We start from the raw sequence: 24,016 nt of genomic DNA, 5'->3' as shown, positions 1-24,016 counted from the left end.
CAGTTTTGATTGCACCTCTAAACGAGCACCGTGTGAAGACAAGGGAATAAACATGCACGACAACCACATAAACGATGACAATGTAGACATATTACGGGCACGAATAATTGAGGAGATCCCTCACCTTGGTACGGCGCAAAACCTTGATAAATGGTGGCTACTTGGCACGTCTGGTTGTCATTTATGTGAACTCGCTGACCAACTCATCACTCAGTTTCAAGCGGTACAGCCCATTGCTTACGAACATGTCGATATCGCTGACTTGGATGAGTCACTGATGATGACATTTGCGACCACCATTCCTGTCATTTTGACACCCACCAAACGCTTAGACTATCCGTTTTCGGTCATGGATTTACAGCAACTGCTCACTCCACAGTCTTAAGCGATTAATCACCTCTCTGCAGCGAGAAAATCATGAAGAATTTAGAAAAAGTGACAGACATTGAAGATCTACGGCGAGTGGCCGAACGTAAAGTACCGCGTATGTTTTATGATTATGTCGATTCAGGCTCATGGACTGAGACCACTTACCGTAATAATGAAAGCGATTTTGACCGTATTAAGCTGCGTCAGCGCGTATTGGTCAATATGGACAATCGCAGTCTGGCCACGCACATGCTGGGTGAGCCAGTCAAAATGCCAGTCGCCATCGCGCCAACTGGATTTACGGGTATGATGTGGGCGGATGGAGAGATTCATGCGGCAAAAGCAGCAGAAAAATTCGGTGTACCCTTTTCTTTATCGACCATGAGTATCTGCTCTATCGAGGACATCGCCGCCCATACCAGCAAGCCGTTTTGGTTTCAGCTGTATGTGATGCGCGATCAGGAATTTATGGCCAATCTGATACGCCGTGCCAAAGAGGCAAATTGCTCTGCACTTATCTTAACAGCCGACTTGCAGGTACTCGGCCAACGCCACAAAGATATTAAAAATGGGTTATCCGCGCCGCCCAAACCGACATTGACCAATATTCTCAATCTCATGACCAAGCCGCAATGGTGCCTGAACATGCTCGGTACGAAAAGACGCACGTTTGGCAATATCGTCGGTCATGCAAAAGACGTGGAGGATCTCTCATCCTTATCCGCTTGGACGGCAGAACAGTTTGATCCTGCGCTCAGCTGGGACGACGTCGCCCGTATCAAAGACATGTGGGGCGGCAAGCTGATCATCAAAGGCATCATGGAACCTGAAGATGCCATCATGGCTGCTCGGAGCGGAGCGGATGCGCTGGTGGTGTCAAACCATGGTGGGCGTCAATTAGATGGTGCGCTCTCCTCTATCTCTGCCCTCACAGACATTGTACAGGCTGTCCATGCCGAAAATAGCAATATCGAGGTGTGGCTCGACAGTGGTATTCGCTCTGGTCAAGATGTGTTAAAAGCCATCTCTTTGGGTGCCAAAGGCACGATGATCGGCCGCGCCTTTCTGTATGGGCTGGGCGCGTATGGTGAGGATGGCGTGCGCCGTGCGCTGGAGCTGATTTATAAAGAGTGTGATGTATCCATGGCGTTCTGTGGTCATACAGACATCAATAAAGTCACAGAAGATATTTTAGTAAAAGGGACTTATGAGAATCTTAAAGTTAGCCATTTTTAACACTGACACCCTTTAGACAATGGCGGCACGCTTATGGATGACGTGGTCTGGCCATACCCTGTATACTTTACTGACCAACTTTTAGTAACAGTTAGCTTTTATGACCATTCAACAATTATTAAAAACTGCGCCCGTCACCACTTTGCTACTGATCAGCTTTATTGGGCTGTTTATTCTGCAAGTGCTGACAGGTGTCGACGCCAACAACCCCTCGACTGAGGCGCTGCTCAAATGGGGCGCCAATGCCTTACCTTTTACGATGGGTGATGAGCCATGGCGATTGGTCAGCAGTGCGTTTTTGCACATCGGCCTGATGCACCTATTGTTCAATGGCTTTGCCATGTATTTTTTTGGACAAGTGGCCGAGCCCATGTTTGGCTCAGCCAAGTTTTTGGCGTTGTTTTTGTTGGCGGCAATCGGCGGCAACCTGCTTAACAATCATGTCACTTGGCAGAGTATCTTAGAGGGCACAGGACAACCAGGGCTATCAGCGGGAGCGTCTGGTGGTATCATGGGTATCGGGGCGGCATTATTGATAGCGGCGCTGTTTAAGATATCGGTCAATGGCATGGTGCTCAACCTTAAAAGCTTGGTATTTATCATGGGTATCAACCTTGTGTATGGGTTCGCGGTACCCGGTATCGATAATGCGGGTCATATCGGCGGCGCGATCACAGGACTGGTGATTGCACTGGCTTTTGCGATTGCCTACCGTCAGTGTATGGCAATCACGGTGCAAAATACGCCTGTCGCTCATCGCCCTTATCAAAATAACGACCAGAGCCATTATCAAACTGACTATCAAGCCCGCTATATCGATCAGTCCTCTAGCCTTGATACTTACTCGGCCAATCACCATTCCGAGTTTGATAACCGTACTGGCATAGATTCAAATATGAATATCCCTACGGCTCATACCAGTGTGACAGAACAAAAAACGCCTGCGACACCCTCGCTTATCTGGACACTGCTGCCATGGGTAATGATGTTATTGATCAGCATTGGCTTTGTTTGGTGGTGGCAAGATATTCATTATCAAATAGTACAAGTATTAAAAACCATTGAGTAAACCACGGTACTTATTTATCATGGCTAAATAGCTGATAAAAACAGCGTACTCACGTCACTTGTCCTACGCCATGACGCCGACCAGATTATTCTACTCAACCATGCCCACACACGAGACTCAATTATGTTTAAACTTGCAGCGCTACCTCACCTATCTACGCGCAACTTACTGGGCGCCTTCACGGCTACTGCGTTATGCAGTATGGCTAGCATGTCCAGTGCCGCCCCTTTTAAAAACCTCCCTGCTGACCAAGATGCCGTCTTGAGCGTTGGGGTAAACGTCATGGCGGTCAAATCAGCCTATGACCTAGAAGACAGTACCGAGGTGCGGGTGCTGCCAGGGGCGTTTTATGATAATAATAAGTTCTATGTCCGCGGTGCCCAAGCTGGGGCATATCTGATCAATGATGGGGCCAATCAGCTGTCCGCCTATGCCAAGCTTGCGGGTTCTGAGTTTGAGCCTGATGATGCCAATGGCGCCCTTCAAGGTCTTGATAAACGTAAATCATCAGTAGAGGCGGGTCTCAGCTATCAGCGCCGTACGGCTATCGGCGGTTTCCGTGCTCAGTTTGGGGCGGATGTGTTAGATAATAGTGGTGGTAACACTGGGCGCTTGACCTACCTTGCCAGATATAGCAAGGACAAGCTAACGGTCTATCCAAGCTTTGGCTTTGAATATCATGATGCTGACTATAACGAATACTATTATGGTGTCAGTGATCAAGAATCAGCAGAAACTGGCGTTGCCGCTTATAAATCTAACTCAAGCTTGAACCCTTATATCAATATCAGCGCCAACTATGATTTCAATGATAAATGGGCAGGATTTGCCAATCAAAGCTTAAGTTATTTGTCGAATGAGCAATATGATAGCCCGATGGTAGACTCACGTACTGAGGCGACCACGACGCTTGGTTTGCTTTATAAGTTTTAGTTGAGTTTAGATTTTTGATATAAAAAAGACCTTGCCGCGCAATGTGGTAAGGTCTTTTTCAGCTTTGAATGTAAATAAAAAGCGCACCCAGTAAACTGATAAAGTATATAGTTCTTGAAATCAGTGATTGTAACGATACTACTTTACAAGTTTTGGAGATTAAATATCAAAAATCTAAGCACTTTTCTCAGATTTTTAATCTTGACTACTCTTATCTTTATTAACTGTAAATATCATTTTATTGTAATCGTTACTACTTTCAAATTTAAAGCTTACTCTCTCAGTATCGTATTTTAAACCCTTTTCATCAAAATCTTGAGCACTTAGATTTCCCCACATGTCCTCATAACAAATAGCAAATACTTTATAGTCAAGCTCTTTACCGCTAAGTAAATAACTTCCAAAACTCTTCTGAGAAAGCGTGTTAGATATTCCTGATAAAAGAGATAGTATTACATCGTTATCAGTAGTGGACTCAATACCATACCACCTATGGACTGTAAACTTAATCTCACTATATTTAATTCCATTGACTGTAAGCTCTTTCTTATCTAGATTATTTGTATTATTATCCATATTAATAAATTTTTTAATGAAGGAAGCAAACTCTACTCTGCTCATTTTTGATAGTAGTTCATTGTTTGAAATCGATTCACGAAAAGCGTCAAATGCATCTTGAAGAATCGAGCCGTCTGATTTATCCAATAGCTTAATAAAATCTGTATTACTCATTTGATCTTTGAGATAATGTTCTGACTTATGTTTAAAATAATAGCACTTATCAGAAACGCATAAAGCTATTAAATTCGGCTTAGTATAAAAAGCACTTTCGTTTTTTTTATAGCGTACTAGTTCACTACCTTTAATATCGCTAGAGAATGAAAACAGTACAGTAGGTGAAGTACCTCCAATTGATCCAAATCTTTCAAACTTTCCAATAGTTGTTTTAAGTTCTTTAGAGTTCAACGTACTCTTAACTTCGAAAATATATTTTACAGCTTCTATAGGAACAAAAGTTAAATCCTCTTTTATATATGGAGGAAGTATTTCATCATTATATATTAGAATATCACTTTCATTTGATTGATCGCCTTTGGAGTTTTCTGTAACTCCTTTAGTAAGCTTAAACTTCTGAGGAATTACATCTCTTATTAGTAACAATATACCATTTTCATTCAATCCACCCTTTATTCCTTGATGTACAATATTCTTATTTACCTCAAACTCACCTTTGAGGTTATTTATTTTGTTATTAAATGATTTAGAGATAATACTCATACTGAAAGACCTTGAAAATAGATAATGCTGATGATTAGTCCATAATATCACTGTTGATAGTTATAATTTCTACTTACATTGTACTAATGAAAATTAACTCGCTATAACAAAGCTTTTTTAACTCTAAGTGAATTAGTACCCTGTTAGTTTAGTAATAAAAAAACAGAACTAACTTTGAAACCCGAACAAAAAAAGACCTTGCCACATGACAAGGTCTTTTTTATGCTAAGAAAGTATTAAATAACTTACTTAGGATGCACCATATCCGCAGGCGTTACCCACTCATCAAACTGCGCTTCGGTGAGTAGCTCTAGCTCAACCGCAACTTGCTTCAAGGTTTTGTTTTCTTTATAAGCCGTCTTAGCGATTTTAGCAGCGTTTTCATAACCAACATGGCGGTTTAATGCCGTGACTAGCATCAATGAGTTATGCAAGAAGTCATCGATTTTATCTTTTACTGGCTCGATACCCACCGCACAGTTTTCGTTAAAGCTGTTGCATGCATCGCCAAGCAGCTTGATAGACTGCAATAAGTTAAATGCGATTACTGGCTTATAAACGTTTAGCTCAAAGTTACCTGACGCGCCAGCCATGCTGATAGTCACGTCATTACCCATGACTTGAGCGACAACCATCGTCATAGCTTCTGACTGAGTTGGGTTTACTTTACCCGGCATGATAGAAGAGCCTGGCTCATTTTCTGGAATCGTCAACTCGCCCAGACCACAACGCGGACCTGATGCCAACCAGCGTACGTCGTTAGCGATTTTATTTAAGCTACCTGCTAATGTCTTTAGTGCGCCTGAGGCAAATACTTCAGCATCACGAGCGGCAAGTGCTTCAAATTTATTTGGTGACGTCACAAACGGCAAGCCAGTCAATGTTGCTAATTGCTCAGCAGCTTTTACCGCATAGTCAGGATGGGCATTTAGACCAGTACCAACCGCTGTACCGCCTAGTGGCAACTCATATAGACCTTGTAGTGCATTGTCAATACGAGTCAATGAGTGGTCCAGTTGGCTGACATAGCCGCTGAACTCTTGGCCTAATGTCAAAGGCGTGGCGTCTTGCAAATGCGTACGACCGATTTTTACGATGCTATCGAATTCTTTGGCTTTTTTGTCCAACGTATCACGTAGTGCGGTAACCGCAGGAATCAACAAGCTGTTGATCTGACGAGCCGCAGCCACACGAATCGCCGTTGGGAAGCTGTCATTGGTAGATTGCGCGTGGTTTACATGGTCATTTGGGTGAATTGGCGTGTAGCTGCCACGCTCAGAACCAGCGATTTCGTTGGCACGGTTGGCAAGTACTTCATTCATATTCATGTTTGACTGTGTACCAGAGCCCGTCTGCCATACGACGAGGGGAAACTGATCCGTTAGACCACCGTTGATGATTTCGTCAGCAGCCTGTACGATTAAGTCACGCTTGTCCCCTTCGATACGCTCAAGACTGGCGTTGGTAATCGCAGCAGCCTTTTTAACCATTGCCATCGCTTCGATCATCGGACGCGGCAATGTCTCGCCACCGATTTTGAAGTTTTCTCGGCTACGCTGAGTTTGCGCACCCCAATAAGCATCAGCTGGGACTTCCACGTTGCCCATGGTATCTTTTTCCGTACGAGTTGCCTGATTCTGTGTCGACATAACTACCCTCTTTGATGATTTGATGTATGGCTGAGCCGTAAAAAGTGCAACATCTGCTGCACATAAAGAAGAATACGATGTAAAGTGGCGTTATGATAGCATGACTAGGCCGTGTTGAATATTCACAAATAAGCTTTGCTAGCGTCTAAAAGCACCAGCCCTCATCAACTTAATACATGATCGGATAGTGTCTCTATGCATCCTGAACCAAACAATCCTGAGTTACCTGAATTCAAGGCGTCTAAAGCCAATAACCCACCCAGACGTCTGTTTACGCGTCAGCGTCGTCAGTTAAGTGATGGTGAGCGTAGACAATATGCTCAGTCCGCAAGCTTGCATTTAACCAAATTACAGCAGCGGTTGCCAATCAATGCGCGTATTGGTCTATATTATGATGGTTTTGGCGAGCTGCCCACTCAGCCACTACTGGATTGGTGCAAGCGCTTAGGCTATTCCCCTTATTTGCCTGTGGTGGGTTCTTTGGGTAATGACGATAAACGATTGCGCTTTGTGCCCATTTATCATACTACACTCGTCAACGTACCAACTCGCATTCACCGCTTGGGCATGAAGCAAAACCATCATCGCAGGCTACTTTGGGCACGCGAGTTAGATGTCATTATCTGTCCGCTAGTGGCAGTAGATTTAAACGGCAATCGCATGGGCATGGGTGGCGGTTTTTATGACACCACGCTTGGTAAAATCTATCAGTCAGGGGCTAAAAAACCCCTTAAAATTGGCTGGTGTTATGACTTTCAAGTGGTTGACACCTTGCAACGGCAACCTTGGGATGTGCCGTTAGACGCCCTCATTACCCCAAATGGGATAAGGTGGTTTTGATGAAGGATAATAAAAAGTCTGAAAAAGACGCTAGCGCTGCTGATTCCAGTGCGGACAGAGTGGATGAATATTTGCAAACGTTAGGTAATGAAGATGCTAGAGAGCAACGTTACTACAGTCAAGAGCAACCATTTAGCTCTGAGGAGATGACAAGGCTCATCAATGAAGAACGCTTAAATGAGTTACTCGCGCAAAGTGATGACTTTTTGAGTAGTTTAAATGATGAGATAAATGATTTTGATGATGAATATTAAGAAATACATCGATTAAGCAATGAATAAAAGTTAAAAAAGCGAGTGTAGTTACTATTTATGATAGTTGCTATACCCGCCTTTTATATCAAACCCAACCATTCAAGTCATTTGCTAAAGTACCATCGCCGCAATCCAGCCAAACACCAGTAGCGGAATGTTGTAGTGCAAAAATGTCGGCACCACACTGTCTTTGATATGGTCATGCTGACCGTCGATATTTAGACCAGAAGTTGGCCCAAGGGTCGAGTCTGACGCAGGTGATCCTGCATCACCGAGCGCGCCAGCTGTGCCAATAATTGCAACCGTCGCGAGTGGTGAAAACCCTAGAGAGATACACAGCGGCACATAAATCGCGGCCAAAATAGGAATGGTCGAAAACGAAGAGCCAATACCCATGGTCACAATCAAACCAATCAATAGCATAATAAATGCCGCCATGGCTTTGTTACCAGCGAACAGCGACGCGGCACCATCAACCAATGGCTGAATCTGCTCGGTCGCTTTCATGACTTCTGCAAAGCCCTGCGCGGTAATCATAATAAAACCAATCATCGCCATCAGCTTGATACCGTCATTAAAGACACCATCCGCATCACGCCACTTGACCACACCTGTTGCCATAAAAACACCAAAACCAAACATCGAGCCCAGTAGTAGCGAGTCCGTGTAAAGCTGGACAACAAAAGCGGTGACAATAGCAGCTAGTGCCACCAGCGTTTTAAGCTTGCTTTGCGACTGAGCACCAGCGGCCGTTTTACTAAGCGCATCACCCTCTACCACTGCGTCGCGTGCTTCTTTGTCTATCGCCACTTGCTGATACTCTCGTGGCTTACGATAACTAATAAATACCGCTATCAATAAACCAATCAGCATACCCAATGCAGGAATGGCCATGGCTGTCACCACAGAAATATTGGCAACATCAATACCCGCTTCACCCACGTTTTTGAGCATGATTTGGTTGAGATAAATATCACCGAAGCCGTACGGAATAAACATATAGGTGGTGACCAGCCCGAAAGTAATCAAACAAGCAATCAGACGTCTATCAATTTGCATCCGATTAAACGCCAACAACAATGGCGGCACAAGCAGCGGGATAAACGCAATGTGAATAGGAATTAAATTTTGACTAAAGCAGCTCATGGTGATTAAGCCGGCAAATAGCATGTACTTAATCATGCCACTCGTGCCAGCGGCGTCAATGCGCTTGATGACCGCCCCTGCCAAAGACTGCGGCAAACCCGAATGCGCAATCGCAACCGCAAAGGCGCCAAGTAACGCATATGAGAGCGCGATTTGCGCACCATTACGAATACCTTCTTGAAAGGCCTCTAAGGTATCTGTGATACCAAGACCCGCCAGCAGGCCGCCCGCCAGCGCCCCAATTAGTAAACTGAGCACCACGTGCACTCGCGAAAGTGACAGCCCCAGCATGATGATGACTGCCAGCAGTACTGCATTGATTGCCATGTGTTGTCCTTTGTTCGGTCTGATCGCTCTGTTTGGTCTGATTGCGACCTATGAATAACTTAAAACCTGTGAATACGGCCTTAGCGTCTCAAACGACCTCTATGGTCGTTATAAAGTAAAAGTGAGACGCTAATATTGGCGCGCGTCAGTTTACCTTATTTTGCCTATAAAACCTATGTATAGAACCTAATAGGCATTAGCTGCATGCTATAGCCAGTTACAAATAAAATCGTTACGTTAATCGCTATAGGCGACTGGGATAAATTTTTCGTAGCCTCTGTGACAGCAGAAAGCAAGGAAAATTTATACCAGTCGAGAGTATCGATTTTATGATGGACGTGCGGTAACGCATTCAACTTATTACGTTCTTTATTTTAATATTTAGACATGTACAACAATTTCACGAATATAAGCAGGTGACTTGACCAATAAGCCTTGCAATTTTATCTGTGAGCACCATTTATCTAAACATGAACCACGAACTTGACTTTACAAGTCTGGTGAACGAGGAAGAATATATGAGTGAACATAAAATTGCCCAAGACAATATCGACATCGATATCGACGTTTCATCTACTGCCGCAGAAGACAGCACGCTAGAAAGCTCGTCTGATAACGAGTTAGATGCCGCCTCGAATACTGTTACAGACAATGATAATCATGACAGTACGGTCAAAAACGATGGTACTGAAGACTATTTACCATTACTGGCACTGCGAGACGTTGTCGTTTATCCACACATGCAAATTGCCCTATTTGTGGGACGTGCGCCATCGGTGAAAGCCGTCGAGTTGGCCCAAGCCGAGTACGGCAACAAGGTACTGGTCGTGGCGCAAAAAGACTCGCTAACGGAAGACATCGATCAAGACAACTTATATCAATATGGTACGGTGTGCCGCATCGTCAGTACCATGCCGCATGATAGCGATGAGAGCTGCATCAAAGTATTGATCGAAGGTCAGTACCGTGCACGCGTCGATAGTATTGAAAATCACGACGATTTGTTAATGGCGAGCTTTGAGCGGGCTGATCTTGATGTCAGCATGGATGAAAGCCAACAGAAAAACACCATACAAGCTTTGACCACGTTGTTTGAAAGCTATGCAGATGCGCGTCTGCGTAATGCGCGTGAGTTGACGCGCGTGGCGAAGCGTATTGACGACTTACTTGAGCTGGTCTATTTCATCTCAACCCGTGTCTCGATGGATCTTAACGTAAAGCAGTCTTTCTTAGAACAAGACGATATCAAAACGCATATCAACACCTTGACTGAGTACTTGGTTAAGCAAAGTGCTGAACAAAACATCGAACAAGATATCCAAGATGCCGTGCGTCAGCAAATGGAAGACAATCAGCGCGAATACTTCTTAAATGAGAAGATGAAAGCCATCAAAAATGAGCTGTCAGATATGAATGACGGCGCGTTCGATGGTGAAGATGATGTGGCCGAGCTAGAACAGCGTCTAGAAGAAGCGGACTTGCCAGAGGATGTACGCAAAAAAGCCGAGCAAGAGTTTAAAAAACTCAAAATGATGCCGCCTGCTTCGAGTGAATCCTCAGTGGTACGCAACTATATCGAATGGATTTTGGATACGCCGTGGAATGCGACGACCAAAGTATCTATCAATCTAGACAAAGCCAAAACCGTCTTAGATGAAGACCATTACGGCTTGCAAGATGTGAAAGATCGTATCTTAGAGTATCTCGCCGTTCAGTCACGCGTGAAAAAACTGCGTGGTCCGATTCTTTGTCTCGTCGGGCCGCCAGGGGTGGGTAAAACCTCACTGGGTGAATCGATCGCTCGTGCAACAGGCCGTAAGTTTGTGCGTATGGCATTGGGCGGCGTACGTGATGAAGCAGAGATTCGTGGTCATCGCCGTACTTATATCGGTGCCATGCCAGGTAAAATCGTGCAATCACTGGCAAAAGCTGAAGTCAAAAACCCGCTGTTCTTGTTGGATGAAATCGATAAGATGGCGCAAGACTTCCGCGGTGACCCAGCGTCAGCGTTGCTTGAAGTATTAGATCCATCACAGAACGATACCTTTAATGACCATTATTTAGATATGGACCTAGACTTATCACAAGTGATGTTTATCTGTACGGCCAACAGCATGGATATCCCGCCTGCGCTGCTTGACCGTATGGAAGTCATCCGCTTGCCGGGTTATACCGAAGAAGAAAAAGTCAATATCGCGCAGAAATACTTAGTGCCAAAAGCGATTAAGCAAAATGGTCTCAAAGAAGGCGAAATTGAGATCGTTGAAGCGGCATTGCATAGCATCGTACGTAGCTATACGCGTGAAGCTGGCGTTCGTAACCTTGAGCGTGAAGTGAATAAAATCTGCCGCAAAGTGGTACGCGGTTCGGTTGAGACGCATGGTGCTCGCGCTCCGAAAAAAGCAGAACGCGAACTGGTCGTGGTCGATGACAAAAACATCGATGACTATCTAGGGGTGCATCAGTATGACTACGGTCTGGCGGAAGAAGAGCCTGAGATTGGTCGTATTACGGGGCTTGCATGGACACAAGTCGGTGGTGAGCTCTTAACCATCGAAGCAGTTGCGATGAAAGGCAAAGGTGAGCTTAGCTTTACGGGCTCACTCGGTGATGTGATGAAAGAGTCTATTCGCGCTGCCATGAGTGTGGTGCGTGCCCGCGGTGACAGCCTAGGCATTGACTATGAAACGGTCAAAACAACTGACGTCCACGTGCACATGCCAGAAGGTGCAACACCAAAAGATGGTCCATCTGCCGGTGGCGCTCTGACAACCGCACTGGTCTCTGCCTTGACGGGTATCGCCATTCGTCCAGACATTGCCATGACAGGTGAGATCACCTTACGCGGTAAAATCCTGCGCATCGGCGGTCTCAAAGAGAAGTTACTCGCGGCCCATCGCGGTGGTATCAAACACGTCTTGATTCCAGCATCTAATGAGCGTGACTTGGCTGATATCCCTGACAATGTCAAAGCAGGTTTGACCATTCAACCAGTGGCGACGATTGATGAGATATTAAAAGTGGCTTTGGTCAGTATGCCAATTCCACTTAAGCCAGCCAAAGTAACCGTTGATAAAACCTCTGGCAAAGCGCTACACAACTAATTGATGAGTCATTAGTTAAGTCTTAAAAGTAAAAATCCGCTCACTGTTATGGTGGGCGGATTTTTTTTGGCAATAATAAAAAACAATGTCCTTAAAATATTATGATATATTTCAAACAAATGTCCATTAAGTAGGAATATATAATGTTAAACCGTTTAAGGGCGTCTCTAGTTGTAATAAGCACATTACTACCAATCGCTTTATTGGGTTGTCAGTCCAATAGTGTTAATAATTCAGCACAAACCGGTACCGTCATTGACAATAAAAACTGGTCAGCCGCTACCCTAAAGCCTAGGCTGTTTCAGAACATCACAAGCTATAACTGGCAATTGACCCACGTCAGTAACGATAAAGACAAGCTCATACGCGCCAACCTTCAGCCACCCCTAACGATGGACGTTCGCCCAGACCTATTAACCTTTGATGATGGCTGTTACCGATACCTTGTGTCCTTTGATATGTGGCTGCCTCTACCTTACCCTTATACACAGGCATCAATACAAGATATGGCCAAATCACCAGTCACGGCTGCTGACTGCACTGCGATATATCAAGCAACCACCCAAGACTGGCGCGGTAATAAAATCATCCCTAGCGATACAGCACATCTGTTAAACACGATTTTTAAGCCCTATGCAGGAACAGATTTTACATTTGACCCCGCGCGGCCTCAGTCAGTACGTGCTACCAAAACCGTAGAAAAACAGCTGGCTTTGAAGACGGATAAGGGCAAAACCCTTGTCTTTACGGGCACACCAAAACCTAAACACTTGGGAGCTGGCATACCACTCACCAATGAATTATTAGAGAGCTATCGCTGGCAGCTGGTACAAGTGACGAACAAAGCAGGCGCAGTCATGAGCGAATTTACGCAAACAGAAAAGCCTATTATACTTTCCTATGGTTTGAATAACTATAGTGGCGATGAAAGTGACAAACAAAATGGCTTTGAGTCAGGTATATATGGTCAAAGCTTTGGTGTGTCTGTGGGCTGCAACGGCGTTGGTGGGCCTTATGCCCTCTCTGTCAATCAAAGTTTACTTACTGGCAGCTCTCCTTCCACCATGATGAGCTGTGGCGATGCTCTTGATGATATCGAATCACGGCTTCGACGTATGATGACCCATAGCACGAGTCAACTGATCTTAACGCACGCAGATAATGCACCAACTAGTGCTACTGAGCAATCAGAGCCAAGCTACTTATTGACTCAACAGCTAGATTCTGGCGAGACACTCATTTGGAAAAATACCTCTAAATAATGGATAGATCATTAAGAAAAATAAAAAGGATTCTATAATGAAAAAAGTAATACTTGCCAGCGTAATGTTTTGTAGTACATTGCTTGCACTATCAGGTTGCCAATCGATGAGTAACACATCATTATCTATGTCAGACAGTATTGCACAAACCGATACAGTCGAGATTCCAGAGAATAAAGTGATGCAATGGAGCAGTGGCTACAACTGGCAACTGTCAGAGGTAACGCGATATGACGGTCAGCCCATCACTATCCACGGTACAGATCCTATCCGTTTGGCTATTGACCCAGGTAGCCTGCATTTTTATCAAGGTTGCAATCACGATAAAATCGATCTATTTACTGGCGCGCCTCCATACAGTTATGCCAGCTATATTGTACAGTTACCAGCGACCTGCACGACAAGTAGGCCTGATGACCACAATATCCGCACGCTGTTTCAGGACTACGGCACGTATCTTTTTGGGATTAAGTTGCTACCTACAGTACCATCAACCTCACAAGGTAATACGTTTGCTGCGCCAAAGCGCCTTGCACTTATCATGGAAAACGGCAATCAACTTGTCTTTACAGGGATGGCAAAAACGCTACCTGCACCTACGAGTTTACCGATAAATGCTGAACTATTAAAGCGCTATGACTGGCATTTGGTCAGTGCTGTCGATAATCATTACGATGACAAAGGGCAGCTTGTTTCTAGAAAACCTATAGGTAATTTCTATCATTCTGACTGGCCTATTTCTGTTACCTTTAGAGACGATTCTGACCAAACATACGTATCATTTAATTCTGGCTGTAACGGCTCTGGTGCCCCTTATTTTCTACTGGACGATAATACGCTAAAAATTGGCATGATTATCAGCACGATGATGGGCTGCGGTGAGACGGGCAATCGCATTGAAACTGCTCTTTTTAATCTAATGCGTGATAGCAGTAGCCAGCTTAGCTTAAGTCTGCAATCCTCAGAGGAAATGTCAACATCATCAAAAAACCAAACAGACATGCCTAGCTATAATTTATTGCAAACGATGGAATCAGGTGAAACCTTAGTCTGGCAAAACCAAGAACTACCAAAGAGAGTTTACGATACTAAATAAAAATGGTGGTCGTAATATGAGTAGGTGATGCTGATACCTCTTTTCTAAAACAATTTTCAAACCCATACGTTACTTACATTTATTAACCGACTGTTGCGCATTTGATGAATAACTATAGCGAGCGCTTGGCTATACTAATCCGTGACAATAAGGAATGTTCGAACATTTTAAATAAAATTATAGCTAAATATATTCGTCATAATGATTAACGATAAATGGAGATAACAATGAATAAGACAATGCTTGCAAGTGCCTTACTATGTGGTTCAGCCTTAGCGATGACTGGTTGCCAAACAGTGGCAGATCAAATGCAAACTGGCAATCCTTTGAGCCAGCCTGTTTTAAAGTCAACGATCAAAGCAGTTGATGGTAATAAAAATGAAGTTGGTCAAGTATTTTTACGCCCAGTTGATGGCGGTGTCCAAGTGTACGGCAAACTTATGAACTTACAACCGGGCAAAACAGTTGCCCTACACATTCATGAAACGGGTAGCTGTGCCAATATGGGCAAAGCGGCAGGTGGCCACTTTAACCCAGATAACAACCCACACGCCCATCCAGATGATATGAATGGGCACGCTGGCGACTTGCCAAACTTAACTGCCAATGAAGATGGCGTTGCTACGATTAATTATGTGAATAAAAAAGTCTCTGCCGCTGAAGTAGGCAAATACAGCGTCAATCGCTTGGCATTTATCGTCCACGCTAACGCTGACGACTATCAGAGCCAGCCATCTGGTAATGCTGGTGAACGCATCGCTTGTGGTATCATCGAAAAAACCTAATTCTCATAATGGTTTAAGATATAGTGGCTTAATATTAAGCACAGTGATTTAAGATTAAGCAAAATTTGTATATTTACTTACTACTTTAATCAGAAAAAACCTCTTAGTATCCTAAGAGGTTTTTTTGTGGCTCAAACAATAACAATATGGCAGGCTATACATTCGATATGAAGCCGAAAGACAAAGGAGAATTACTCCTCTACCCATTCACCTTTACGCCAATACACACCCCAACGGGTGGCCTTGCCGTTTTTCTCAGAGCCAATATACTGCTCTTTTTTCTTACGCGACCAGCGCAGTATCGTTGGATTCCCCTCCGGATCTTCATCTGGGCCTTCAAACAGATACTGGAACTTATCTTCCATCTTATCTTTAATTTCTCTCAGCTCAGCAAGCTTTGGCGCACGTGTTTCTCTGACTTTTGGAAACTTAGATGCCGCTAAAAACATACCAGCCGCCCCTTCCCGCAAAATGAAGTAATCATCATGCTTGGTCGACTTTAGCTCCGGCATATGAATGGGATCCATACGCGGCGGCGCAGCTTCGCCTGTTTTGAGGACTTTACGAGTGTTATCACACTTCTGACAAGCAAAATAAGGACCAAAACGTCCCGTCTTTAGCTCCATCTGCCCATCACATTTGTTACAGTCGATGGTCGGTGCGTCTGAGCCAGGCACTTCGAACTTGCCTTCTTCTAAGATATAACCGTCGCAATCAGGGTTGTTACCACAGACGTGCAACTTGAGACCACCATCGACGATATAGCCATTCATCGCTGTTCCACATTTCGGACAGCGCTTTTTCTCCATCAAGTCTTTGACTTCGGCAGTCTCATCGGCCGCGTCGCCTTCATCAAGATTGGCAAAAGCCTCGACTGGCATCAAATTCTTGGTGCCTTTACAGCGCTCTTTTGGCGGAAGGTTGTAGCCCGTACACCCTAAAAACACTCCCGTTGACCCAGTGCGCAGCTGCATAGGACGGTCACAAATATCACAATGGACATCTGGCACATCGGTTGGATCATTCGGACGCATGCCGTCTTTTTCTTTGGCGTGCTCAAGGGTGGTTTTGAACTCACCATAGAAGCTATCAAGCACATCTTTCCAGTCTTTATCACCTTCTGCCACGTGATCGAGCTTGTCCTCTAATGCCGCCGTAAAGGTATAATCCATCAAGTCTGGGAAGCTGGTCGTCAGTCTATCGGTAACGATATCACCCATTTTTTCGGCAAATAGGCGCTTATTTTCAAGCTTCACATAACCGCGATCTTGAATGGTCGAGATGATAGAAGCATAGGTCGATGGACGGCCAATGCCTTTTTTCTCAAGCTCTTTTACCAAGCTTGCCTCAGTGTATCGCGGTGGCGGCTTGGTAAAGTGCTGACTCGGATCGAGCTTATCTAACGTTAATTTATCGCCTTTTTTGACATCAGGTAATAAGGTATCGTCGGTCTTGGCTGGTGGCATGACTCTTGTATAGCCATCAAATACCATGGTACGACCGCGCGCTTTTAGCTCAACATCGTCTGCACCCACAAATAAATTCACTGATAGATATTTTGCAGGTAGCATCTGACAGGCAACAAACTGACGCCATATCAGCTCATACAAACGTATGGCGTCACGCTCAACCCCTTTAAGCTGGGTTGACTTCATATTGACATTAGAGGGACGAATGGCTTCATGCGCCTCTTGTGCGCCTTGTTTATTGCCATAAAAGTTAGGCTTTTCTGGCACATACTTAGCGCCATAGCTATCTTCGATATGACCACGCACGGCCGCTAACGCATCTCCAGACAAAAAAGTCGAGTCGGTACGCATGTAGGTGATGTGACCCGCTTCGTATAGACGCTGAGCCAAAATCATGGTCTTTTTAACAGAAAAACCCAATCGTGTACTGGCGGCTTGCTGTAAAGTCGAGGTGATAAACGGCGCGCTTGGCCGTGACTGCGTTGGTTTTTCTTCGCGTTCTTTGACGATAAAGTCGCTTGCTTTAAGCACTGCTAATACTTTATCGGTCTGCTCTTTATTAACGAGCTTGAGCGTTTTACCACCTTGCTTGGTCGCCTCCAAACGAATACCGATTTGCTCAGCGTCTTTGGTGTTTTTGGCTTTGCTATCAGCGATATGGGTATCGGCATGAATCTGCCAATACTCTTCTGGAATAAAGGCGCGAATCTCATGCTCACGCTCAACCACCAAACGCATGGCAACCGACTGTACACGGCCTGCCGACAGACCGCGAGCAATCTTTTGCCATAAGAGTGGTGATACCATAAAACCGACCACTCGATCTAAAAAGCGCCTTGCTTGCTGCGCGTTGACGCGGTCGATATCGAGCTTTGATGGCTGCTTAAAGGCATTTTGAATCGCCGATTTGGTAATCTCATTGAAGACCACACGTTGATACTTGCTGTCAGAGCCACCAATGACTTCTTTTAGATGCCAAGCAATCGCTTCCCCTTCTCTGTCCATATCCGTTGCGAGATATATCTTGTCAGCGTCTTTGGCTAAGGCTTTGAGCTCTTTGATGACTTTGGTTTTGTTTGGCAGTACTTCATAGACGGCCGCCCAATCATGCTCTGGGTCTATCCCCATGCGCCGCACCAATGCTTGCTGTGCTTTTTCTTCTTTGCTCAGACTGTCATCTTTTTTAGCAGCGGCTGTTTTTTTAGCGCTTTTACTGGCATTGACCGGCAAATCACGGACATGACCGATACTGGAACGTACGATAAAGTCATCACCAAGGTATTTGTTGATCGTTTTTGCCTTGGCTGGTGATTCTACAATCACCAAAGACTTACCCTTTGGGCTGTCAGCAGCCGCGGCTGGACTTTTTTTGGTTGTGGTTTTTGCCATATGTGACGACACCATAATATAAGTAGATTAAAAGTAAGGATAAATTCAGCAGCATGGCAATTTATAATCGTTAGTTATAACAGCTCAGCGAATTATTGTAATAATAGTGACTCATAAAAACGGTTAAAAAACAAACAATAACCATAAGTTAAAGAGTGAGTTATAAAGACGTTACACTGCTAAGCGTTAAACTGTCAACTGTAAATGACTGGGCGTTTGCCAAAAGTGCTTGCATATTGCTTATTATTGGAGATTAAAAACACTTTATTACTCCGCAGTCTTTTTCTGCATCTGTAGCGCCCAATTTTCAAGGTTTTGCTTCAGCACCAACAAGTCTGTTTCAATCAATTTTTGCTGATAAGCGGGGTTGGTTGAGGGCCGCACGTAGGCAATATCTTCCCAATAAATAATGATGCTATTTGCCTTAGTCAATAAGCCCTTGACGAACGGCTCAACACTGACTGGTAAGTCCAGCGGTGTTTTGTCCAGACTAAAATTGGTCTTCTTGAGTACCGTATTGGTATGGCCTTGAGTCGAACGAATGGCACTTGGAATATTGAGCCTGACATCCTCTTTAGTGGTATCAACAAAACTGCTGTCTGGTCGCCATTGTCCATCGATTACTTGATAACGTGTGTGCGGCAACTGCGTATTTTCTAGAACCAAACAATATTGCCCCATCATGCCGCGACCATACTCATTGTCCCGGCCCTTTATCCAGTCAGGGCACGCAACGAGCTTTGGATTTAGCTGTAGTCGACGCGCGGTCATACGCAGCTTATCCAAACGCTGATCGATACCGTTAGGTTTGAGCGCCATCATACTCCCTAATACGAATAGTACAATGACAACGCCAATCAATATTCCCATGATAGTCTGACCTTTTGACTAAATTAAAGTAACGCTAACCACACAACTGCCATTATTTAACCATCTGTCTATAAGAGAAGTCGCTAGTATATAGGGACTTATAATGAGCATGAACCATTAAAAATCAAGCACAGTGCCTGTCTAATCCTCAAAACATCCCTCACTCAGCCCACACCAACGCTGCTATTTATAACGATATATCAAACACTTAGCGCCACTAAATACCAACATAATAACAAGATATAAAAAATTGTCAGTATAAAAAAGTGCTATGATAAACCATAATTTTAAACGCGCGCAGGTTTATTATGAATTATCTTATTGAGCTGAACTCATCAATCGCTGATTTTTCTAGTAAATTGGCCAATAAATCCGTCAGCCTATCTGGTATGACCATACCCTTAATAAGCGCCGCATTGCTGACCTTATCAGGCTGTGCCACGACCCAAAGCCTAACCCCTGAGCAGTGTCAGGACAGCAACTGGCAAGAAGTCGGCTATGCGGACGGCCTACAGGGGCGCTCAGGAGCTTACTTTGGACACTATGCCGATCGCTGTGCGCGTGTCGGCGGCGTCATGCCCAACCGCATACAATGGGAGCAAGGTCGCCTGCAGGGCCTCAAAAAATACTGTACCGAACTCAATGCTTATAAGCTCGGACGTGAAGGATATGATTGGCAGCCTGTTTGCCCACTCGAGGGGATCGAAAAGCTAGAAGAGGCTTACGCTCAAGGACGCTACTATTATATCCGCCAGCGCGATCTCGATTATTTACGTTCACCCTACCCATTTGGCTATGGGCCTGGGCGTTTTGGTTACGGCTACCATCCATTTGGCTTCGGCTGGTAAATGCTAGACTCTAGACATAGATGCACTGGGATTATCGACTGTCTCTAAAAACCAGAAACACCTTAAAAACTAAGGAAACCTCGCAAGGTTACCCAAACGAGGTTGAAGGAGAAATTTATTATTTTAATGGTTCTTCTTATTGTTTTATTGATTTTTCTCTTAATCAGTTTACTGATTTTGTTGGGCAGCTTACTGATATAGAAGGTCTGACTGTCACTATTAGACCGTTGCTATAAAACCGTTGTCATGTAGTTGCCTACACGGCTTACTGATGATAGCTACTCGTTGACAAAGGCTACTTTGGTAAGTCCAGCTTGGCTGGTGGCTGCCAACACCTGAGCGACGGTATCGTATTTACTCTCTTTGTCAGCTCGCAGTTGTACAGAGGGGTCTTTACCAGCCACACTTTGTTCCTGTAGCCGTGCTTCTAGCTCCTCCATACTAATCGGATCGCTGTCCCAAAATATTCCTGCGTCTTTATCAATACTAATTTGAATGGCTTCTGGTGGGGTCTCATTCACCGCCGCACTGGTCTTCGGCAAGTCTAATGGCACCGTCGGATTTAGTACGGTCGCAGTCAGTAGAAATATAATCATCAATACCAGCATGATATCGATAAGCGGAATGAGGTTCATCTCATTCATACTTTGTACGTCATCATCACCCAATTGAAATGCCATAGTTACTCTCAATACAATTCGTTATTCACAATACTGCTAGCTGTTTTCTCTCTTGACTGACAACCTGATCAATCGCTTCTTGCCATGACTATGACGAAGCTGAGCGACTATAATGTCCGGCTTGCTGCACACCCTCTGCCATTATATGCTGATCTTTGGCTGACTGAGCTTGAGTGGCGATGGGCGTACTGTTTGCTCGAGACTGGGGGCTAGCGGCCAATTTTGCAGAGTTTGCTAATAGATCGTGCGCTCTGTCGTTGGCGTGGTACATCACACGGCGGTTGATGCGTACCGCAAGGTTGTAAAACACCACAGCTGGAATAGCGACCGCGATACCAAGACCAGTCATAATAAGTGCCTCACCTACTGGTGCTGCCACCTGTCCCAATCCTGCCTGTCCACTCATACCAATATTGTGCAGTGCGTGAAAAATCCCCCACACCGTGCCAAACAAACCAATAAATGGCGCAATCGCTGCTGTCGTACCAAGGATAGGCAGCCCGCGCTCACTGGCAAAACGGTAGCGACCAATGTGCTTGAGCAAGGTCTGCTCAGTGACCAAACGCCGCGTAGCAGCATCCGACTCTGTTAGCTCGGCTTGTTTTGGCTGAATCTGCTGACTCAAATCGTCTGCAACATTGGCAGCCAATTTGCGGCTTTGCAACACACGAATGATGCCAGTTACCCATGAAATGACGGATAGGGCCAAAAGTACAAAGAACAGGCTTTTGGTCACCATGTCGCTGTATTGCCAATAAGCTGTAAAGTCCATGTCAGACTCCTTGAGTTGTTATTTCATTGCTGTTACTTGATTGTCTATCGCGGTGGCGTTATTTAAAGTGGCATTACTTAAAGTAATGCAGCTATGTATTACGGCACCTTATAAGCGATAGGTAAGGTGACATTGCCCACAACGGGTGCACCATTTTTTGTAAAGGGTCTAAATGTACCAGAACGGACCTGACGCTGGGCTTCTTTGTCTAACAGAGTATTGCCTGAGGATTGAGCCACACGTACGCTATCAATACCGCCCTGCTTATTCACTCTTAATACCAGCACCACCTCTAACACATCGCCTGATCGAGCTCTACGGGCAGCACGATCCGGAAAGCTAAAGTTTGGCGCAGAGGCCCAATTTGCAGCGCTCGCTGTAAAATTCACAGGCGTATTACTGGCAGCGGCAGCCGCTTGGGCTTTTGCTTGAGCAGCCGCTTGGGCCTCTTTTGCTGCTTTGGCTCGAGCAGCCGACTCGGCGGCTTCTCTTGCTGCTTTGGCATCAGCGGCGGCTTGAGCGTCACGAGCCGCTTTGGCTGCCGCTTCTTGTGCTGCTTTCGCTTGGGCTTCTTGTGCTGCCCTAGCTTGCGCTTCTTGCGCCGCTTTAGCCTGTGCCGCTATGATTTTACGTTGTTCATTCGCATCAGCTTTGGGTTCTACCAGGGTTTCTTTTGGCCGCTCTTCAGCCTTTGGTTTTTTTACTGGCACTACCGGTGTTGTTTTAGGCTTAACTTTCTCTTCTTTTACTACTGGCACGACTGGTTTTTTTGGTTGGGGTTTTACTTCTGGTACGGTCTTTGGTTTTGGCTCTGTAACCTGAGGGGCGGGTTCCTTTATAGGAGTTACCTCTTTCACCTCCACCTCAGAGGTGGCCTCTTTAGTAGGCAACGTGACCAGCTCTATCTCGATAGGCGACGGGTTCTTTTCTGACGCAATTTTTAGTTCAGGTGTTTTGATCGCCACTAGTGCTATGGCCGTCAATAAGTGCAACCCCACAGCTACAACAATAGCTGTAAGTATCAGTCTAAGTGGTGGCGCCCCTAAATCCGTTGAACTCATAACACCCTAATATTAATTAACTGAAATAGAATGGCGTAGATAATAATGCAAACGATAATTATTATCAATAATAAATTATAAAAATTTTGCTCGGTCAGTATAATAAAGCTAACGACTGCTGATACAAGTGCGCGTAGCTTTTTTGTATTGGCTCACTTTAGATACAGCAACAGCGTTAATAAAAATCATTATCATTTGTATTGATAATGAGTCTCAATTAATTTATCATAAACACCTCTTGGATGCTCATCTTATAATGTTAAAAATTCTTACGATGATAAAAACACAAGCGCCAAAAATATAAATACAAAAAAACCAAGTCATAAAAGTGGATAGTTTTTAATACTGTAACAACAAGCTCTCCATGGTGTGGACAGCTGCACCAAACCAACGCTTTTTATTTTACATGGCCACTGTTTTATTCACATCTCTCCTAATCATCTAATGTACCGAGTTATTTATGTCTACGACTTTATTTTCTAACCGCTCTACTGCCCCTCTCTTTAAACGCCCGCTCTTGACTGCAATCATGACAGCGCTTGTGGCCACCATTAGTGTGACAGGCTGTAGCTCGCCTGAGTCGAACGACTCTGAGCCAGCAGAAAGCAAGGCTGAAAACCAAACCGCTGATGCCGCCTCAAATGTTGCCAATAATGACGCCGTCTCTGCTGAGACCATCGCGGTCAATACGGTGAAAGGGGATGTTGATTTAGCAATCAATCCCTCGCCGCTAGTCGTTTATGACATGACTTTGATGCAAGATTTGGCCGCACTTGATGTGGCTGTCGATGGCGCCCCAAGCAATCTGGTGTTAGACAACTTACATGCAAAAACTCAGCCTGAACCAAAAGGCGTCGGCACCGTGTTTGAGCCAGATCTTGAAGCCCTAAACGCGATGCAGCCACAAGCTATCTTGATCGGCTCACGTATGGCAGAAAAATATGATGAGTTATCAAATATCGCGCCAACGCTAGATATGACGATTGATACAGCGAACATTTATGAATCAAGCAAGCAGCGCTTACATGATTTGGGGGCGTTATTTGGTAAAAGTGATCAAGCGGCAAAACTGCAAGGGAATATTGATACCCTTATTGACGACACTAAAACCGTGACCAAAAACAAAGGTACAGGCTTGGTCATTATGGTCAATGGCAATAAAATGTCGGCGTATGGTGATAAATCACGCTATGGCTTTATCCATTCTGTCCTGGGTGTCCCCATGGCCGATGATCAAATCAAAGACGCTCGCCACGGCCAACCCGTCTCTTTTGAGTACATACAAAAGACCAATCCAGACTGGTTATTTGTCCTCGATCGTAGTGCGGCAATTGGCGAAGATGGCGTCGGTGCCAAAGCGGTGTTAGACAATCCACTGGTCGCACAAACCAATGCTTGGAGTAAAGATCAAGTGGTATACCTTAGCCCAGACTCTTACCTAGCATTCGGTGGCTATTATCAGTGGATACAAGACTTGACCACTATTAAGAACGCGTTTGCTGGCGCTAAATAAAGACTGTCACTGTTCGAGCCCCTGCTCTGAACTTCCGTTATAAATTTCACTTTCTAAGCCAGTAGC

Annotated in this window: 20 protein-coding genes; 12 read left to right on the top strand and 8 right to left on the bottom strand. The window is 44.8% G+C overall.

Annotated elements, in window-relative coordinates; all coding sequences use genetic code 11:
* Window positions 1–52 precede the first annotated feature (52 nt).
* From JFC06_RS03445 to JFC06_RS03430, 4 genes are all read left to right on the top strand, one after another.
* Complete coding sequence (locus JFC06_RS03445; protein WP_198333980.1) at window positions 53–385, top strand: glutaredoxin family protein; 333 nt, start codon at window positions 53–55, stop codon at window positions 383–385.
* A gap of 32 nt (window positions 386–417) precedes the next feature.
* Window positions 418–1,605, top strand: a complete 1,188-nt coding sequence (locus JFC06_RS03440; RefSeq protein WP_198333979.1) for an alpha-hydroxy acid oxidase — start codon at window positions 418–420, stop codon at window positions 1,603–1,605.
* Window positions 1,606–1,705: 100 nt separating this feature from the next.
* On the top strand, window positions 1,706–2,674 hold the full coding sequence (locus tag JFC06_RS03435) for a rhomboid family intramembrane serine protease (RefSeq protein ID WP_198333978.1): 969 nt from the start codon (window positions 1,706–1,708) through the stop codon (window positions 2,672–2,674).
* Window positions 2,675–2,797: 123 nt separating this feature from the next.
* Entirely contained in the window at window positions 2,798–3,607 is an 810-nt protein-coding gene (locus JFC06_RS03430; protein ID WP_198333977.1) for a MipA/OmpV family protein, read from the top strand.
* A gap of 195 nt (window positions 3,608–3,802) precedes the next feature.
* Here JFC06_RS03430 and JFC06_RS03425 read toward each other — a convergent pair whose 3' ends face one another.
* Window positions 3,803–4,885 carry a DUF6602 domain-containing protein gene (locus JFC06_RS03425; protein ID WP_198333976.1) on the bottom strand — a complete coding sequence of 361 codons (1,083 nt, stop codon included), beginning with the start codon at window positions 4,883–4,885 and terminating at the stop codon, window positions 3,803–3,805.
* Window positions 4,886–5,130: 245 nt separating this feature from the next.
* Complete coding sequence (gene fumC / locus JFC06_RS03420) at window positions 5,131–6,534, bottom strand: class II fumarate hydratase (RefSeq protein WP_198333975.1); 1,404 nt, start codon at window positions 6,532–6,534, stop codon at window positions 5,131–5,133.
* Window positions 6,535–6,729: 195 nt separating this feature from the next.
* Here fumC and JFC06_RS03415 point away from each other — a divergent pair, with 195 nt between their 5' ends.
* A complete protein-coding gene (locus JFC06_RS03415; protein WP_198333974.1) occupies window positions 6,730–7,374 on the top strand; it encodes a 5-formyltetrahydrofolate cyclo-ligase in 645 nt (214 codons plus the stop codon).
* On the top strand, window positions 7,374–7,628 hold the full coding sequence (locus JFC06_RS03410; protein WP_198333973.1) for a hypothetical protein: 255 nt from the start codon (window positions 7,374–7,376) through the stop codon (window positions 7,626–7,628). The genes JFC06_RS03415 and JFC06_RS03410 overlap by 1 nt, the downstream gene beginning before the upstream one ends.
* 111 nt (window positions 7,629–7,739) lie before the next feature.
* Here JFC06_RS03410 and JFC06_RS03405 read toward each other — a convergent pair whose 3' ends face one another.
* The gene (locus JFC06_RS03405; protein WP_227670144.1) at window positions 7,740–9,101 is read right to left on the bottom strand and encodes a Na+/H+ antiporter family protein; all 1,362 of its coding nucleotides are present in this window, start codon (window positions 9,099–9,101) and stop codon (window positions 7,740–7,742) included.
* A 518-nt stretch (window positions 9,102–9,619) separates the two neighbouring features.
* Between JFC06_RS03405 and lon the strand changes: the two genes are divergently transcribed.
* The 4 genes from lon (at window position 9,620) to JFC06_RS03385 (ending at window position 15,348) form a co-directional block, all read left to right on the top strand.
* Entirely contained in the window at window positions 9,620–12,205 is a 2,586-nt protein-coding gene (gene lon, locus JFC06_RS03400; RefSeq protein WP_198333972.1) for an endopeptidase La, read from the top strand.
* Window positions 12,206–12,348: 143 nt separating this feature from the next.
* On the top strand, window positions 12,349–13,467 hold the full coding sequence (locus JFC06_RS03395) for an META domain-containing protein (RefSeq protein WP_198333971.1): 1,119 nt from the start codon (window positions 12,349–12,351) through the stop codon (window positions 13,465–13,467).
* A 37-nt stretch (window positions 13,468–13,504) separates the two neighbouring features.
* A complete protein-coding gene (locus JFC06_RS03390; RefSeq protein WP_198333970.1) occupies window positions 13,505–14,563 on the top strand; it encodes an META domain-containing protein in 1,059 nt (352 codons plus the stop codon).
* Between the two features lie 227 nt (window positions 14,564–14,790).
* The gene (locus tag JFC06_RS03385; RefSeq protein ID WP_198333969.1) at window positions 14,791–15,348 is read left to right on the top strand and encodes a superoxide dismutase family protein; all 558 of its coding nucleotides are present in this window, start codon (window positions 14,791–14,793) and stop codon (window positions 15,346–15,348) included.
* 191 nt (window positions 15,349–15,539) lie between these two features.
* On the opposite strand, the gene topA is transcribed toward JFC06_RS03385, so the two are convergent.
* Both topA and JFC06_RS03375 read right to left on the bottom strand, forming a co-directional pair.
* Window positions 15,540–18,206, bottom strand: a complete 2,667-nt coding sequence (gene topA / locus JFC06_RS03380) for a type I DNA topoisomerase (RefSeq protein WP_198333968.1) — start codon at window positions 18,204–18,206, stop codon at window positions 15,540–15,542.
* A gap of 267 nt (window positions 18,207–18,473) precedes the next feature.
* The gene (locus JFC06_RS03375; protein WP_198333967.1) at window positions 18,474–19,076 is read right to left on the bottom strand and encodes a hypothetical protein; all 603 of its coding nucleotides are present in this window, start codon (window positions 19,074–19,076) and stop codon (window positions 18,474–18,476) included.
* 308 nt (window positions 19,077–19,384) lie between these two features.
* On the opposite strand from JFC06_RS03375, the gene JFC06_RS03370 reads away from it, so the two are divergent.
* Window positions 19,385–19,924, top strand: a complete 540-nt coding sequence (locus JFC06_RS03370; RefSeq protein ID WP_227670238.1) for a DUF2799 domain-containing protein — start codon at window positions 19,385–19,387, stop codon at window positions 19,922–19,924.
* A 278-nt stretch (window positions 19,925–20,202) separates the two neighbouring features.
* On the opposite strand, the gene JFC06_RS03365 is transcribed toward JFC06_RS03370, so the two are convergent.
* The 3 genes from JFC06_RS03365 to JFC06_RS03355 form a co-directional block, all read right to left on the bottom strand.
* Window positions 20,203–20,604 carry an ExbD/TolR family protein gene (locus tag JFC06_RS03365; protein WP_198333966.1) on the bottom strand — a complete coding sequence of 134 codons (402 nt, stop codon included), beginning with the start codon at window positions 20,602–20,604 and terminating at the stop codon, window positions 20,203–20,205.
* Window positions 20,605–20,692: 88 nt separating this feature from the next.
* Complete coding sequence (locus JFC06_RS03360) at window positions 20,693–21,376, bottom strand: MotA/TolQ/ExbB proton channel family protein (protein ID WP_198333965.1); 684 nt, start codon at window positions 21,374–21,376, stop codon at window positions 20,693–20,695.
* A 98-nt stretch (window positions 21,377–21,474) separates the two neighbouring features.
* Window positions 21,475–22,437: an energy transducer TonB gene (locus tag JFC06_RS03355; RefSeq protein ID WP_198333964.1), complete on the bottom strand. Its 963-nt coding sequence runs from the start codon at window positions 22,435–22,437 to the stop codon at window positions 21,475–21,477.
* Between the two features lie 460 nt (window positions 22,438–22,897).
* On the opposite strand from JFC06_RS03355, the gene JFC06_RS03350 reads away from it, so the two are divergent.
* Entirely contained in the window at window positions 22,898–23,950 is a 1,053-nt protein-coding gene (locus JFC06_RS03350) for a siderophore ABC transporter substrate-binding protein (protein ID WP_198333963.1), read from the top strand.
* Window positions 23,951–24,016 lie beyond the last annotated feature (66 nt).

Source organism: Psychrobacter namhaensis, assembly GCF_016107545.1.
Lineage (GTDB): Bacteria > Pseudomonadota > Gammaproteobacteria > Pseudomonadales > Moraxellaceae > Psychrobacter > Psychrobacter namhaensis.
Note: the sequence above shows the minus strand (reverse complement) of the source record. Positions and strands in the feature narration are given on the sequence as shown.